Raw genomic sequence first — 14,354 nt, 5'->3', positions numbered from 1 at the left:
CCATGGGCATGATCGATCGCATCCTGCGCCGCCGTTCTCACTACCGCGCCACGTTCAAGGGAGACTCGGCGCGCCACGTGCTGGCCGATTTGCGGCGCTTCTGCCGCGCCGGCGAGTCGCCGCTCGTCGTCTCCACGATCCGCCAGCAGGCCGACCCCATCGCCACGGCCGTGCAGATCGGCCGCCAAGAAGTGTTTCAACGCATCGTCGCGCACCTGCATATCGACGATGCACAACTGCTGAAGCTCAAAGAGGAAGCCGACAATGACGACTAATTCCGCCGCCGCCGCCTTTTCCGCAGCACCTGCTGCCGCACCTGCCGCCGCAGCGCCCGCTGCAGCTGCTGCCGCTCCCGCTGGAACGCCTGCCGGTTCGCAAGGCGCGCCCGCTGTTCCGGCCGCAGCTTCTGCCGCGCCGGGCACGCCTGCCGCTGGAACGCCCGCGCCCGCGCCTGCAGCCAACGCCGACGCGTGGTACTCGGGATTCGAAAACCCGGACGTTCGCACGTGGACGCAAGCCAAGGGCTTCAAGGACCCGGCCGCGCTCGCCGAGAGTGCATGGAACCTGGAGAAGCTGCTCGGGCACGAGCGCGCCGGCCGCACTGTCGTGATCCCTGGTGAGGACGCACCCGCCGAGGAAATCGCCGCGTTCCGCGCAAAGATGGGCGTGCCGGAGAAGGTCGACGATTACATGAGTGTCATCAAGGTCCCGGAGGGTCAGCCCGACACGTTCGCAAAGGAAGCGGCCACGTGGTTCCATGAGGCAGGCATCCCGCCCAAGCAAGCGGCGCAGCTCGTCGAGAAGTGGAATGCATCGATGGCCTCGGGCGCCACACAGCAGGCCGAGCAAGCGCGCGTGCAAGCCAACCAGGAATTCGGCCAGGTCGTCGCAGCCTGGGGCAAGGAAGCGGACGCCAACCTGGAACTTGGCAAGCGCGCGGCCGCGCAGTTCATCCCGGCCAAGGACGCGGCCGAGCGTCAAGCGATCCTCGGCAAACTCGAAGGCGCGATCGGCACGAAGGCGATGCTCGAAATGTTCGCCTCGATCGGCAAGAACCTGGGCGAGCACAGGATGGCCACGAGCGGCGATCCGGGCGGCCTGGGCACATCGCCGGCCGAAGCGCAGGCAAGGATCAATGCGCTCAAGAGCGACAAGGCGTGGACGACTGCCTACCTGCAGGGCGATGCCACCAAGAAGGCAGAGATGGAGCGCCTCATCAAGATTGCCTATCCGACTTCGGAGTAACGCATGGCTGATACCACAAACGCATCACTAACGCCGGAGGCGATCCGTCTAGAATGCCTTCGACTGGTCTACAGGCCCGACAAAGACGATCAGTGGATTATTGATCGTGCAGCGAGCTTCACGCGCTTTGTCTGTGGCCCTGCTTTGACCGCACCGCCAACGGCGCCGGTTGTGGACGCGAAACCAGAACCCACTCCCGAGCCGCCGAAACAGACCGACAAGCCGACGGCAAAGGCCCGGTCCAAGAGCAGCTAGACACTGCCGCATGGCCCCGCGTAACGGGGCAAGAAGCGGCCCCGAACAGGGCAAGCCCTTCGAGAACGTGAGTCTCTTTCACTTTTTCTGGAGGGCGTCATGTCCCAGTTCGTCACCACGCACTACGTGCAGCAGTACACCACGAATGTCCAACTGCTCTCGCAGCAGAAGGGCTCGCGCCTGATCGGCTCGGTCACGCAAGGCACCTACGTCGGTAAGCAAGGCGTGCCGGTCGATCAGTTCGCACCGACCGTCGCAACCAAGCGCACGACCCGCTATCCCGCTCTCACGCCTGCCGATACGCAAGCCGATCGCCGCTGGGTGTTTCCGAGCGACTACGACTGGAACGACCTGATCGACAGCATCGATAAGCTGCGCCTGCTCATCGACCCGCAATCGAGCTACGTCACCAACGGCACGGCCGCCATGAACCGCGCGAAGGACGACGAGATCATCGCCGCCTTTTTCGGCACGGCCAAGACGGGTGTCGACGGCAGCACGTCCACGACTTTCCCTTCGTCGCAGCAAGTGTCGGCCTCGGAAGGCGCGAGCTCGGCCACGGGCATGAACGTCGAGAAGCTCAAAGCCGGCATCCAGATCCTGCTCTCGAATGAAGCGTGGGATCCGTCCTCGGGCGAGCGCATCAACTGCGTCATCAGCGCCAAGCAGAACCGCAACCTGATGGACGAAATCCAGGTCATCAACGCCGACTACAACGGCGAGAAGGCCGTGGTCAACGACGGCTTTGTCATGTCCTGGGGCAAGGTCGACTTCATCCACTCCGAGCGCCTGCCGCAGAACGGCTCGTCGCAGACGCGTTGCCCCTTCTACGTGAAGGAAGGCATGCACCTGGGCCAGTGGCAGGACATCTCGTCGGACGTGTCGCAGCGTAAGGACCTGGCCGGTTTGCCGTGGCAGGTCTACCTGTACGGCACGTTCGGCTCGACGCGCATCGAAGAGAAGAAGGTCGTCGAAATCCCCTGCGCGTAAGCGCGGCGGCAGGGCCTCTTTCTCACGAACCAAAGGAGTGAATCATGGCAGTCGTTACTGCAAAGTCCACCACGATCACGAACCGCGATGCGGTCCCGCCAGTCATCAACGACGGTCGGCTCGAACGCGGCTCGCTTCGTTCGTCGCACGGCTACGTCACGGCCGTGAACGGCGATTCGATCGGCTCGAAGTACATCCTGGCGTCCGTCCCGACGACCGTGATGGTGCGCAAGGTACTGCTCTCGTGCGCAGCGATCACCACGTGTGCGGCCGACATCGGCGTCTATCGCAACACGAAGGACGGCGGCGCAGCGGTGAGCGCAGCCTTCTTCGGCTCGGCCGTCTCGCTCGCTTCGGCTCTGTCCAATAGCGACGTGACCAACGAGTCGGGCACCTACACGATGGACAAGCAAGAGCAGCCGCTGTGGCAAGCGGCGGGCTTGAGCGCGGACCCGGGCGGCACGCTCGACATCGTTGCGACGCTCACGGCAGCGGCTGGCTCGGGCGGCATCGTGGGTGCATCGGTCGAATACGTAGACAACGGTACGTAATCACTTTCTTTTCAAGCAGGACGGCGATTTCCCGCGGGCTTCACGGCTCGCGGGCTTTTTGCAAATTGGAGAACCGAAATGGCAACCCGTCGTTATTCGATCAACCCGGAAGACAGCGACCACCAAATCACCGATGCGGCGGGCCTTGCCGTCGTGACGAAGAACATCGAGCTGACCGTCGATTGGGATACGCTGCGCGCCGATGGCCTTTCCGAGCCGCAGGCACGTATGCAGGTGCTCGCCGCGCTCGAGCGGTTGCACGCGTACATCGAAACCTCCGGCAAGTATCAGGTCGCGGGCTAAGGCGGTGAGCCATGGCCTCGCAAACCGAAGTCTGCAATCGCGCGCTCACGAAGATCGGCGCTGCGCGCATTACCGGTATTCTCGATAACAGCAAGGGCGCGCGCGTCATGAACGCGCTCTGGGATACCGTGCGCAAGGCCGAGCTGCGCCGCAAGATCTGGCAATTCGCGACCGTGCGCACGACACTCCCCGCCATCACGCCGGCGCCAGCCTGGGGCTATAACAACGCCTTTCAGCTTCCCTCCGACTTCCTGCGCCTTGTGCAGGTCAACGACACGTTCGCCGTGCCGGGCCTGACCGACTACCGCGATCAAGACGACAGCGCCTACGTCATCGAAGGCAATCAGCTGCTGACCGTCTTTAATGCGCCGCTCAAGATCCGCTATATCAAGGACGTGCCCGATACGGGCGTCTGGGATGCGCTCTTCGTCGAGGCGATCGCGGCCAAGCTCGCCTACGAGGCATGCGAGGAAATCACGCAGTCGAACACGAAGAAGCAGACCGCCCAGCAGGACTACACGGCCGCGTTGCGCGACGCTGTGGCGACCGGCGCGATCGAGCGCCCGCCGCAGGGCTTCCCCGACGATTCTTGGATGCTGATCCGGATATGAGAGCTTCTCCCATCCTCGGCTCTTTCAACTCGGGCGAGCTCTCGCCCAGGCTTGAGGGGCGCGTCGACATCGCCAAATACAGCGCTGGCCTGAAGATCTGCGAGAACTATATCCCACTCATTCAGGGCCCCGCGATGCGTCGCGGCGGGTTTCGCTTTATCGGCACGGTAAAGGACCAGACGGCCAAGACGTGGCTTGTGCGGTTCGAATTCAACACGACGCAGGCCTACGTGCTGGAGTTCGGCAACCAGTACATACGCTTCTGGGCGAACCACGGCCAGGTGCTCAACGGCGCTGCGCCCTATGAGATCGCATCGCCTTGGTCGACGGCCGATTTGTTTGATGCCGACGGCCTGTTCACGCTCGACTTCGTAGAGTCCGCAGACGTCGTCTACATCACGCATCCGAGCTACGCGCCGCGCAAGCTCTCGCGCCTTGGCCCGACGAATTGGTCCCTCACGACCATGCAGCAGATCGGCGGCCCGTTCAAGACTGCGAACACCTCGAGCACGACCGTCTATGCGTCGGCTCAGACCGGCAGCGTCACTCTCACAGCATCAAGCGGCATTTTTCAGCCCGGGCATGTGGGCTCGCTGTTCCAACTAAGCCGCAAGTCGGCGGCGGCCACGACGCAGTGGATGCAGCCGGAAGTCATCAATAACGGCGATCTGCGCATCTCCGACGGCAAGACTTATAAGGCCGTGAGCCCGAACACAACCGCGCCGCTTATTCGTGTCACCGGCCCGAACAAGCCCGTGCACACGCAGGGCGCGCTATGGGACGGCGGCAACGTGGTGAAGGGAAACTACTACGTGCCGTCGGGATCGACGACCGGCATCGATGCGCAGGTCGGCGTGCAATGGAACTACGAAGACCCCGGCTTTGGCATCGTGCTCATCACCGGCTACACGTCGGCCACGCAGGTAACGGGTACGGTCGTGCCGATCACGACGGCAACCTCTCAGGCGCAACTGCCCGCCGATGCGGTCGGCTCGGGTAACGCCTCGGTCAATTGGGCGTTCGGCGCATGGTCAGACGTCGAGGGCTGGCCTTCGGTCGTGAGCCTGTTCCGGCAGCGCCTGGTGTTTGCGCGCAAGCAAACCGTCTGGCTGGGTGTGGCCGGCGACTTCGAGAATTTCAGCGCCAAGGACCTGAACGGCTTGGTGACGACCGATATGGCCATCACCGCGACGCTCGCATCCTCGCAGGTGAACGACATTCAGTGGATCGAGCCGTACGACAGCAACATCGAGGCACTCGTGTGCGGCACAGCGGGGAGCGAGTTCGTGGTCAAGTCGCTGACGGAGAATCAACCGTTCGGGCCGGATAACGTCAGCGCGCCGCCGATCTCGTCGTTTGGCTCGCGCAACGCCAAGCCCGCTCACGTGGGTCGCACGCTGCTATTCGTGCAGCGCGCCGGCACGAAGCTGCGCGACATTTCCTACGATCTGATGTCGGGTGACTTCCAATCGAACGACCAGTCGATGCTTGCCGAGCATATTCCGCAGCCGCAACTCAATCAGATCGTCTACCAGCAAGAGCCGTACTCGGTGAACTGGGGGGTGCGTTCCGACGGCGCGCTCGTCGCGATGACGTATTCGCGCGAGCAGTATCCGGATGCGCCTCACGGCGGCTGGCACCGTCATCCAATCGGCGGCGGCGGCAAGGTCGAAACCCTGGCTGTCATTCCCGCACCGGACGGCTCTCGCGACGAACTGTGGGCGATCATCAATTTCACGATCGCGGGCGTTACCAAGCGCTACGTCTGCTATCTCGAATGGGAGCGCAGGGCAGGCGATGATCCGGAGGACGGCTTCTACGTGGATGCTGGCCTTACGCTCGATAACACAATCGACGGGTCGCTCACACCCGGCGCCGGCGCGACGGTTGCGCATACCCAGGGCGTGCAATTCACAGCGTCTGCATCGGTCTGGGCCTCGACCGACGTAGGGCGCCAGATTCAATATCGCTACACCGCACCGGCCTTGGACGTAAGTGGTAACACGGTTACGCAATTCCACACGGCCAAGGCGACAATCACGACATTCGTCTCGCCAAACATCGTCATCTGCACGATCGACGCTGTGTTTCCCAACCTCTCGCCCATCGCGGCCAATGCTTGGCGCATGACGGTCACAACGATCGGTGGCCTCTCGCACCTCGAGGGGCAGACGGTCGATTTGCTTGTGAACGGAGCGACGCACCCGTCTCGCGTTGTGAGTGGTGGCCAGATCACGCTGCAGAACCCTGGCTCGAAGGTGCATGTCGGGCTTGCCTGTCCTGGGCGCCTGCAGACGATGCGCTTAAATGCGGGCGGCGCGGACGGAACGAGCCAAGGCAAGTCGGCGCGTATCAATCAGGTCGTCGTGCGCGTGCTCGAAACGCTGGGGCTGCAATTCGGTAGCAGCTTCGCGAGCATGGACGAAGGGCAGTTCCGAAATGCCCTCGATCCGATGGACAACGCGCCGCCGCTCTATACCGGCGACATGCTGTTCGACTTTCCAGACGACTACGACAGCAACCCATGGGTGTGCATCACGCAGCCGTATCCGCTTCCATCGACCATCGTCGCGATCCTGCCGCAGGTGACCACCTATGACCGCGGATGATTTTCACGTCGAACCCTTCGAGCCGGCGCACTTGTCCATGCTCGCGCTGCAGCCGCATCAGCAGCCGATGCGCGCGTTCATCCAATCGCCGGGCTACGCCGAAATGCTGGCGACAACGGACGCCTTCACGGCGTTCGTAGGAGCACGGGCCGTGATGTGCGGCGGCGTCATGACAATCTGGGAAGGCCGCGGCACGGCGTGGGCGCTGCTCGCGAGCGACCTTGGCGGCGATGTGATGCGCCGCGTGCACTACGCCACCAAGCGTTATTTCGATTCGTCGACGCTGCGCCGCATCGAGGCAACGTGTGATGTGAATTTCCAAGAGGGCCACCGCTGGCTGTCGCTGCTCGGCTTTACGCTCGAGACACCGGTGATGCGCGGCTATCGTCCAGACGGTGGAGATGAATCCATGTACGTGAGGATCCGATAATGGCTGTCGCAATCCCCTTCATCATCGCGGCTGTGTCCGCTGTCGGTGCGCTCAAAAGCGCGCAGGCGCAATCGGCCCAGGCCGACGCCTCGGCCAATGCCGCAACCTACAACGCGCTGGCCGATCAAAGCCGCGCGACAGTGGCGCTGCAGCAGGGCAACGCCAACGAGGAATCGCAGCGGCGTCAGGCGGCTCTTGCGCTTGGCAACCAGAATGCGGCGATGGCTCAATCCGGCGTCGACCTTGCCTCGGGGTCCGCGCTCGATCTCTATAAGCAATCCGCGACGAACGCTGAACTCGACGCGCTCAATATCCGCTACGGCTCGCAACTTCAGGCGCAGGGCCTGCAGTCCCAATCGATGCTCGACCAGGCACAGGCCGCGCAGGATCGGCGCAACGCCTCGACGGCGATGACGGCGGGCTATCTAAACGCGGGCGCCGCCGCGCTCTCATCGTACGGAAACTACTCGACGCGTCAGGCGCAGCTTGACTATTACCGGTCACGCCCGATGGGCACTTTGGCGACCCGCTAAATGCAAATCCCACTCTACAATCAGCAGGTCAATGTCGGCGGCGGTGAGCCGCTTCCGCGCGCCGAGCCGTTGCAGGTTTCCGGCGCGATGGGCGCGGCGATCTCCAATCTCGGGCAAGGCGCCGAGTCGCTCGAGACAGGCATGATGATTCGCCAGAAGGCGAACGAGCGCTTGCTCTCCGAGCAGCAAGAGCAGGACGCCAAGACGTGGGCCGGAGACACGCTCTCGAAAGCGCACCTGGATTGGCAGCAAAACCTGACCGATAGGCAGCAAGCGGCCACAGGCAGCGCGGCAGGCTTCACACCCTCCGTCCTGAACGACTTCGACGACTACACGAATAAGACGCTTGAGAATGCGCCGACGCCACTTGCGCGACGTTTCCTGCAACAGAGCCTGCAAACGCTGCGCACACAGGTCGGCTCGCAGGCGATCACGTTCGAAGCGCAGGCACGCCTGGGCGATCGCATCAACACGCAGACGAACTCAATCAACAATTGGGCAAACGTCGTTTTCAACGACCCGTCGCAGTACGACACAGCGATGAACGCGGTGCGTCAGACGATGCCGGAGGTCGGTCCCGAGCACAGCAACAGGCTGCTCGACTACGCGCAAAAGACGCTCGCCTATGCCGCTGCGACCTCGGTCGCGCGCAGCAACCCGGATTCGATCGTCGGGCCGCCTGGCATGGGCGCCAATGCCGCGACCGGCGGACAGTATCAGGGCGGCTTCGCCGGCGCGGACGCATTCATCGCGCAGAAGGAAGGCGGCTTCGTTGCAGACGACAGCGGTCACGGCCCGACGAACTTCGGCATCAATCAGCAGGCCAATCCGGACGTCGACGTATCGAAGCTCACGCCAGAGCAGGCCACGCAGTTGCGCAAGACGCGCTATTGGGATGCGATTCACGGCGACGCGCTGCCGCCCGCGATGCAGCCGGTTGCCTACAACTTCGCGATCCAGGCGGGTGCGGGCGCCGCGAATAACCTGCTGAAGCAAGCCGGTAACGATCCGGCGAAGTTCAACGACCTGGCAAAAGCCTATTACGACGCAATCCCGTCCGATCGCGCTAACGGCAACACAGCCATGTGGAAAGAGCGTAGCGACGATGCGCTCAAACTCGGCAGCGCAGCGAGCGCGCCGGCCGACAACCCAGTCCTCGCAAACCTGCCGTTCGAGCAGCGCTTGCAGGTTTGGAATCAGGCCAAGACGCAGCAGAGCCAAAACATGGCGCTCGCGCGGGCTCAACTCGACACGCACCTGCAGGATGCGCAATCGATGGCGGCCAACGGCGTATCGGACCCGTCGCCCGTCTCGTTCCAGACGCTGGTGAGCGCGTATGGCCCGCTCGAAGCACCCGCGCACTATCGCGCCTACCAGGACGGCCAGCAACTGGCGATCGACGTGTCGAACATGAAGGGCATGCCGATGCAGGACATCGCCGGCATGGTGACTTCGCGCGCGCCCACGCCCGGGCCCGGCTACGCTACGGCCGCTCACGATCACCAGATCCTTCAGGCCGCCGCCGCGCAGGTGCTGCAGCAGCGCGAGGCAGATCCGGCCGCGTATGCTGCGAAGAACGCGCCGGCCGTGCAAAGTGCGCAGCAGGCGTTCTCGGCCAATCCCACGCCGCAGACAGCCCAAGCATTCGCGCAGGCATCGCTCGCCGAGCAGCAGCGCCTTGGCGTGCCCAAACCGCAAATCCTCACGAAGCTGCAGGTGCAGACGCTCGAGGATCAGATCAACGCCAACGGCGGCACGCAGGCTGATCAGGTCATCCAATCGCAGGCGCAACTGTGGGGCGATAAGTGGGGCGATGTCTTCGGGCAACTGAAGGGGATCTCGCCCGTCGCCAAGGTGCTCGGCTACCTGGGTAATAGCGTCGATCCGGCAACGCGCCAGCTCGTGCTCTCGGCCGCCAACACGAAGATAGAGGCGCTAAAGGACGGGATCGACCCGGCCAACGTGAAGGCCGTCGAAACCAAACTGCAGACGCTTGCGCAGCCGTTTGCTGCGACGATGGCCTACTCGGCGGGCGGGGCGTCGACCTTCAGTGCACTCTACGACTCGGCAAACCGGCTCAGCCTGCAATACGTGCGGCAAGGCATGTCGCCGGGAGACGCGACCGCGAAAGCATTCAATGCACTGATGGGCGGCCAGTTCATGATCCGCGACAGCGCGCGCATCCCGACGCAATTCGATGCAGACGCCGTGATGACCGGCGCCAAGGCGATCCAAAGCGGTCTGGGCGATCTGGACCTGACCCTGCCGCCTGCGCCCGCTGCAATGCGCGCCGAGGATGCCAAGGCGCTCTATGTCTCGAACCTAAAGTCGCAAGGCAAGTGGATCACGACGGCCGATGGCAAGGGCCTGGCGCTGTTCGATCCGGTGTCGCAGTCGATCGTCAAGACGCGCGACGGCAAGCCCGTAGGCGGCACGTTTGGCGCGCTCGCGGCGCCTGCAAAGGCCTCGACGCCTAACCCGTTTGCGTCCGACCTTCCTAACATTCCGGCGGTCTTCTGATGGGCGACCTTGTTCTCGACGGCGATCCGCAGGCCCCACTACGGCCGATCACCGACTATCAAACGCCGCTTGGCGACTACCTCAGCGCGCAGGCCGGCTCTGCCCTGCAAGGCATCAAGGACCGCTGGAACTACATCGAAGGCGCGCGTCCTGACAACACGGTCATCGATTACACGCCCGAGGGCATGCCGATCTACGGCAATGATCCGGGCCAGCAACGGTTAGATGCGGCAAACGCACAGCAGCGCCTGACGGCCGCGGGCCTAAAGATGCAGCCACCGGAATCGGGCATGTACGCCGATACGCTCGATTCGCTGATTCAACGGCACCAGGAACAGACCGCGCGGCAGATTGCGATCGCGGGCTCGCCGACCGGCTTGCGCTCGATCCTGGGCTTTGGCGTGCAGGCGGCGACCTCCATGCTCGACCCGCTCAATATCGCGGCGTCGTTTGTGCCGGTGATCGGGCCGATGAAATACACGGCACTCCTTGCAGACGCCGGCAGCGGCCTTGCGCGCTTCGGCATACGCGCTGCAGTCGGCGCCGGCGAAGGCGCGGCGGGCACGGCGCTCTTGCAGCCGCTTGAGTCACAGGTCGCAAAGAGCGTCGGCGACGACTTCTCGATGACGCAGGCGCTCGAAAACGTCGCGTTCGGCGCAGCGTTCGGCGCGGGCCTCCATTCGATCGGCGGAGCGGTTCACGACTCGATCTTCGGCGCACCCACCAAGCCCGTCGTCAAGACTGACGTTCCCGAAACCGTGCCAGATTTGGCACCAACTGGCGAGGCAGCGCCCGCGGCCAAGCCGCTCGTCGTGCACCTGGAAACGGGCGATGTGCCGATCTCGCCCATGGGCGCGGCGTGGATCAACAATAGCGTGTCGCACGAGACGCGCATCGCGGCGACCTCGACGGCGGTATCGCAACTGCTCGACGGGCGCGGCGTGACGGTCGATCCGGTGATGCGCGCTGACCCGGCGCTGCAATACGCCATGGCCGAGCGCCAGCAGCCGACGGACATGGCCACGGCCTTACAGCAAGCGCGCAATGACGTCGCACCGCAGGTGAAGGCCGAGCTCACGGCGCAGGCGGCCAACGCGTCCGAGCCGGGCGCGGTGACGCAGATGCGCGATCAACTTGACCAACTGCGCACACAGATCGACGCGCTGGGTGACGAGCCGGCCAAGTCCGACATCCGTGCGCTGCAGCAGTCGCAAAAGCTCAAGTTCTCCGAGGCACAGGCCCGCGCGCAGGCCGAGCACGAATCGCGGCGCGCCGATCTGCAATCGCAGGCGCAGCGCCTCGAGCAGCAGATCGACAGCAACCGGCAAGCGACGCAGGCCGCGCAGGATCTGGCGGCGCTCGATCGCGGCGAGTTTCCCGAGCGCTACAACGACGCGGTGCAGCAGCGCGCCGAGCAGCTCTTGCAGGGCGATCCAATTCAGGCCGCGGTGCGGCAAATGTTCGATCCGTCGCCCGATGCCGATCGCGCGGCCGCGCAGCGCTTCAACTCTCCGGAAAACGTCGCCGTCGCCGATCCTGTCGCCTCGCGCGCGGTCGACGCCAAACTGAAAGAGATCCCGGAGGCCGTTAAGGACGGCGCGGCTGAGGGTGCGGAATTGAGCATGAAAGCTGCCGAGGAAAAATACCGGATGACACTGGATCAGCTAAAGCAAAGCGGCGCGACCGAGCGCACGCTTGATTCTTTCGCGCGCGAGATCGAACCGTTTGACGCCGACGTGCGCGATGCCGAGGCGCTCGGAAAGGGCATTCTCGGCGCGGCGCTGTGCGGGGTGACTCGATGAGAAACGTTTGTATCGAGGCGCTGAACGCCGGCGCCGGGCGCGAAGTCGGCTACGACGAAGCTGACGCGCTCTTTTCCAAACTGCAGGCTCACGAGCGCATGATCGCGAGCCAGCGCCCAGACCTCTCGCCGCGCGACGTGTCCGTCATGGCCGCCCAGCGCGTCGGAGAAGAACTGAAGCAAGCTGCGTTCATTCAGCGGCGCAACGCGCTCATCAACGCGACGATCCGCGCCGAGCGCGTGCAATGGGTCAAAAACCAGTTCGGCGCGCGCCCGGCCGAGGGGCTTGAGGCACTGCTCGTCGGCGTGAACCGGGCGAAGCAAGGTGCGCGCAATTCCGTCATGGCCGTACAGAAGACGCTGCGTGACAAGGTGCTGGGCGGCTTCGTGCACGACCTGGAGAAGATCGGCGCGACCAAGGTGCTCGCGAGCGGCACGATGGATCGTGATGTGGCGCGCGCGCTGTGGGCGATCGGGCGCGACAATGAGGCGGAACTCACGAAGGGACTCGCGCCGCTCGCGACCGACATCGCTAAGGTCATCAACAAGTGGCAGGAATGGACGCGCAACGCCGCGAACGAGGCGGGCGCCTGGGTCGGCAAGGAAGCCGGATACATTGTCCGGCAGTCGCACGACATGCTGCGCGTGCGGGACGCCGGATTCGAGACGTGGCGCGACACAGCAATGCGCACCTTCGATCTGCCGCGCATGGTGGCGGAGACGGGCGAGCAAAACGTCGACAAGCTGCTGCGCGGCATCTACGACAACGTCGCGAGCGGTGATCACATGAAGGCGATCTCGCGCATCGAAGAGCAGCCGTTCAAGGGGCCGGGCAACCTTGCCAAGAAGCTCAGCCAGTCGCGCGTGGTGCACTTCAAAGATGCCGACTCATGGTTCGATTACAACCAGCAGTTCGGCGCGCGCAATCTGCGCGAGGCGGTGGCCGCCGGACTCGATCGCGGCACGCAGCAAATTGGCTTGCTGCGCCAGCTCGGGCCGAACCCGAAAGCGATGATGGAGTCGATCGCGCAGCAGCTTGTCGCGGACGCCAAGGACGCCGGCGAGTTCTCGAAGATCGACGGCATCAAAGGCGCGCAGGGCAAGCTCGAAACGTACATGAAGGCCGTCGACGGCACGATGAACATTCCGGGCAGCGCTCTATGGGCACGGCGCGGCGCGAACATTCGCGCCTGGCAGTCGCTTGCCAAGCTCGGCGGCATGATCATGTCGCAGTTCAACGATATCGCCGCGTACGGGTCCGAGGCAAAGTATCAAGGGCGCTCGTTCCTCCAGGGCATGGGCGAATCCGTCGCGGGGATGGGCGCGAACCTGAAGACCGAGGAACGGCGCGACCTGCTGGCGAGCCTGGGCGTTTTCTTCGAGTCCTCGATTGGCGAGATAGCGCGCACCGGTTCGTTTGAGGATGCCGGCTCACTTACGCGTGCGCAGCGCGTCTTCTTCCGGCTTAACCTGGGCCAATGGTGGACCGAGAAAATGCGCGCCGCGGCCGCCATGGGCATGTCGCATCACATGGCGCTGCAGGCCGGAAAAGCGTGGGAAGCGCTCGAGCCGGAGTATCAGCGGGTGCTGAGCCTCTACGGCATCGATTCGGCCAAGTGGGATGTCGCTCGCTCGTCCGCGAAGATGCAGGTCGACGGCCGCGCGTACATCGCTCCCGATACAATCTCAGATCCCAAGGTTGCCGATGCGATCCAGACATACCTGAACGATCGCACCGGCTTTTTCCAACTGGAGCCGGATGCCAAGACCCGGGCAATCATGTTGCAGGGCACTCAGCCTGGGACGTTTCTCGGCGAGTTCATGCGGTTTCTCACGCAATTTAAGAGCTTCACCGGCGCGTACCTGCAGAAGATCTTCGGGCGCGAGATCTACGGACGAGGCTACGAGGGCACAAACCCGCTCGCAGCGCTCGCGCATGGCAACGGCGAGGCGATGGGCATCGTCAATCTCGTGCTGTGGTCTACTCTATTCGGCTACGGCTCGATGGTCGCAAAGGACGCCATGAAGGGGCGCACACCGCGCGTGCCTGGGAACGACCCGTCCGAGGACAGCAAGATCTTCGTCGCTGCGCTCGCGCAGGGCGGAGGCATGGGTCTGATGGGTGACTTCCTGTTTGGCGATGCCAACCGGTTCGGCGGCGGCATGCTCTCGTCGCTGGCCGGGCCGACGGCTGGCGCCGCAAACGACATCGTGAACCTCTACACGTCGATGCGTGATGACGCGCTTGCCGGCAACCTTCGCGCGGGCAAGGTCGGCGCAGACGCGCTGCGCGTGGCATTGAACAATACGCCCTTCGTGAACCTGTTCTACACGCGCATCGCCCTGGACTATTTACTGTTTTATCGTATGCAGGAAATGATGAATCCGGGGTATCTTTCGCGCATGGAACAGAAGGTACGGACGCAAAACAGCCAGGAGTTCCTGCTGCCACCGAGCAGCGTGATTCGATGAAGCGGGCCACGAACCGCCGAACGTAATTCGCCGT

13 protein-coding genes are annotated in these 14,354 nt (G+C 63.8%); all 13 read left to right on the top strand.

What is annotated here, in order from left to right; translation table 11 throughout:
* The first annotated feature begins 2 nt into the window (after positions 1-2).
* The 13 genes from C0Z19_RS21735 to C0Z19_RS21680 all read left to right on the top strand — a co-directional run bounded on the left by C0Z19_RS21735 (position 3) and on the right by C0Z19_RS21680 (position 14,320).
* Positions 3-275 (top strand): Bbp19 family protein, encoded by a 273-nt coding sequence (locus C0Z19_RS21735; protein WP_102611907.1) that lies wholly within the window; start codon positions 3-5, stop codon positions 273-275.
* Complete coding sequence (locus C0Z19_RS21730) at positions 265-1,245, top strand: hypothetical protein (protein ID WP_102611906.1); 981 nt, start codon at positions 265-267, stop codon at positions 1,243-1,245. The genes C0Z19_RS21735 and C0Z19_RS21730 overlap by 11 nt, the downstream gene beginning before the upstream one ends.
* Before the next feature lie 3 nt (positions 1,246-1,248).
* On the top strand, positions 1,249-1,500 hold the full coding sequence (locus C0Z19_RS28055; RefSeq protein WP_146012117.1) for a hypothetical protein: 252 nt from the start codon (positions 1,249-1,251) through the stop codon (positions 1,498-1,500).
* Positions 1,501-1,599: 99 nt separating this feature from the next.
* Complete coding sequence (locus tag C0Z19_RS21725; protein ID WP_102611905.1) at positions 1,600-2,490, top strand: phage capsid protein; 891 nt, start codon at positions 1,600-1,602, stop codon at positions 2,488-2,490.
* A 44-nt stretch (positions 2,491-2,534) separates the two neighbouring features.
* Positions 2,535-3,041 carry a hypothetical protein gene (locus C0Z19_RS21720; RefSeq protein WP_102611904.1) on the top strand — a complete coding sequence of 169 codons (507 nt, stop codon included), beginning with the start codon at positions 2,535-2,537 and terminating at the stop codon, positions 3,039-3,041.
* A 78-nt stretch (positions 3,042-3,119) separates the two neighbouring features.
* The gene (locus C0Z19_RS21715) at positions 3,120-3,344 is read left to right on the top strand and encodes a hypothetical protein (RefSeq protein ID WP_102611903.1); all 225 of its coding nucleotides are present in this window, start codon (positions 3,120-3,122) and stop codon (positions 3,342-3,344) included.
* An 11-nt stretch (positions 3,345-3,355) separates the two neighbouring features.
* Positions 3,356-3,955, top strand: a complete 600-nt coding sequence (locus C0Z19_RS21710) for a phage connector family protein (RefSeq protein WP_102611902.1) — start codon at positions 3,356-3,358, stop codon at positions 3,953-3,955.
* Positions 3,952-6,564 (top strand): phage tail protein, encoded by a 2,613-nt coding sequence (locus tag C0Z19_RS21705; RefSeq protein ID WP_102611901.1) that lies wholly within the window; start codon positions 3,952-3,954, stop codon positions 6,562-6,564. The genes C0Z19_RS21710 and C0Z19_RS21705 overlap by 4 nt, the downstream gene beginning before the upstream one ends.
* Positions 6,565-6,601: 37 nt before the next feature.
* A complete protein-coding gene (locus C0Z19_RS21700) occupies positions 6,602-6,994 on the top strand; it encodes a hypothetical protein (protein ID WP_146012116.1) in 393 nt (130 codons plus the stop codon).
* Positions 6,994-7,527, top strand: a complete 534-nt coding sequence (locus tag C0Z19_RS21695) for a hypothetical protein (RefSeq protein ID WP_102611899.1) — start codon at positions 6,994-6,996, stop codon at positions 7,525-7,527. Before C0Z19_RS21700 ends, C0Z19_RS21695 begins: the two co-directional genes overlap by 1 nt.
* Positions 7,528-10,047, top strand: a complete 2,520-nt coding sequence (locus tag C0Z19_RS21690) for a glycosyl hydrolase 108 family protein (RefSeq protein WP_102611898.1) — start codon at positions 7,528-7,530, stop codon at positions 10,045-10,047.
* On the top strand, positions 10,047-11,849 hold the full coding sequence (locus tag C0Z19_RS21685) for a hypothetical protein (protein ID WP_102611897.1): 1,803 nt from the start codon (positions 10,047-10,049) through the stop codon (positions 11,847-11,849). The genes C0Z19_RS21690 and C0Z19_RS21685 overlap by 1 nt, the downstream gene beginning before the upstream one ends.
* Positions 11,846-14,320 (top strand): hypothetical protein, encoded by a 2,475-nt coding sequence (locus C0Z19_RS21680; protein WP_102611896.1) that lies wholly within the window; start codon positions 11,846-11,848, stop codon positions 14,318-14,320. The genes C0Z19_RS21685 and C0Z19_RS21680 overlap by 4 nt, the downstream gene beginning before the upstream one ends.
* The last annotated feature ends 34 nt before the right edge of the window (positions 14,321-14,354 follow it).

Source organism: Trinickia soli, assembly GCF_002879855.1.
Taxonomy (GTDB): Bacteria; Pseudomonadota; Gammaproteobacteria; order Burkholderiales; family Burkholderiaceae; genus Trinickia; species Trinickia soli.
Note: the sequence above shows the minus strand (reverse complement) of the source record. Positions and strands in the feature narration are given on the sequence as shown.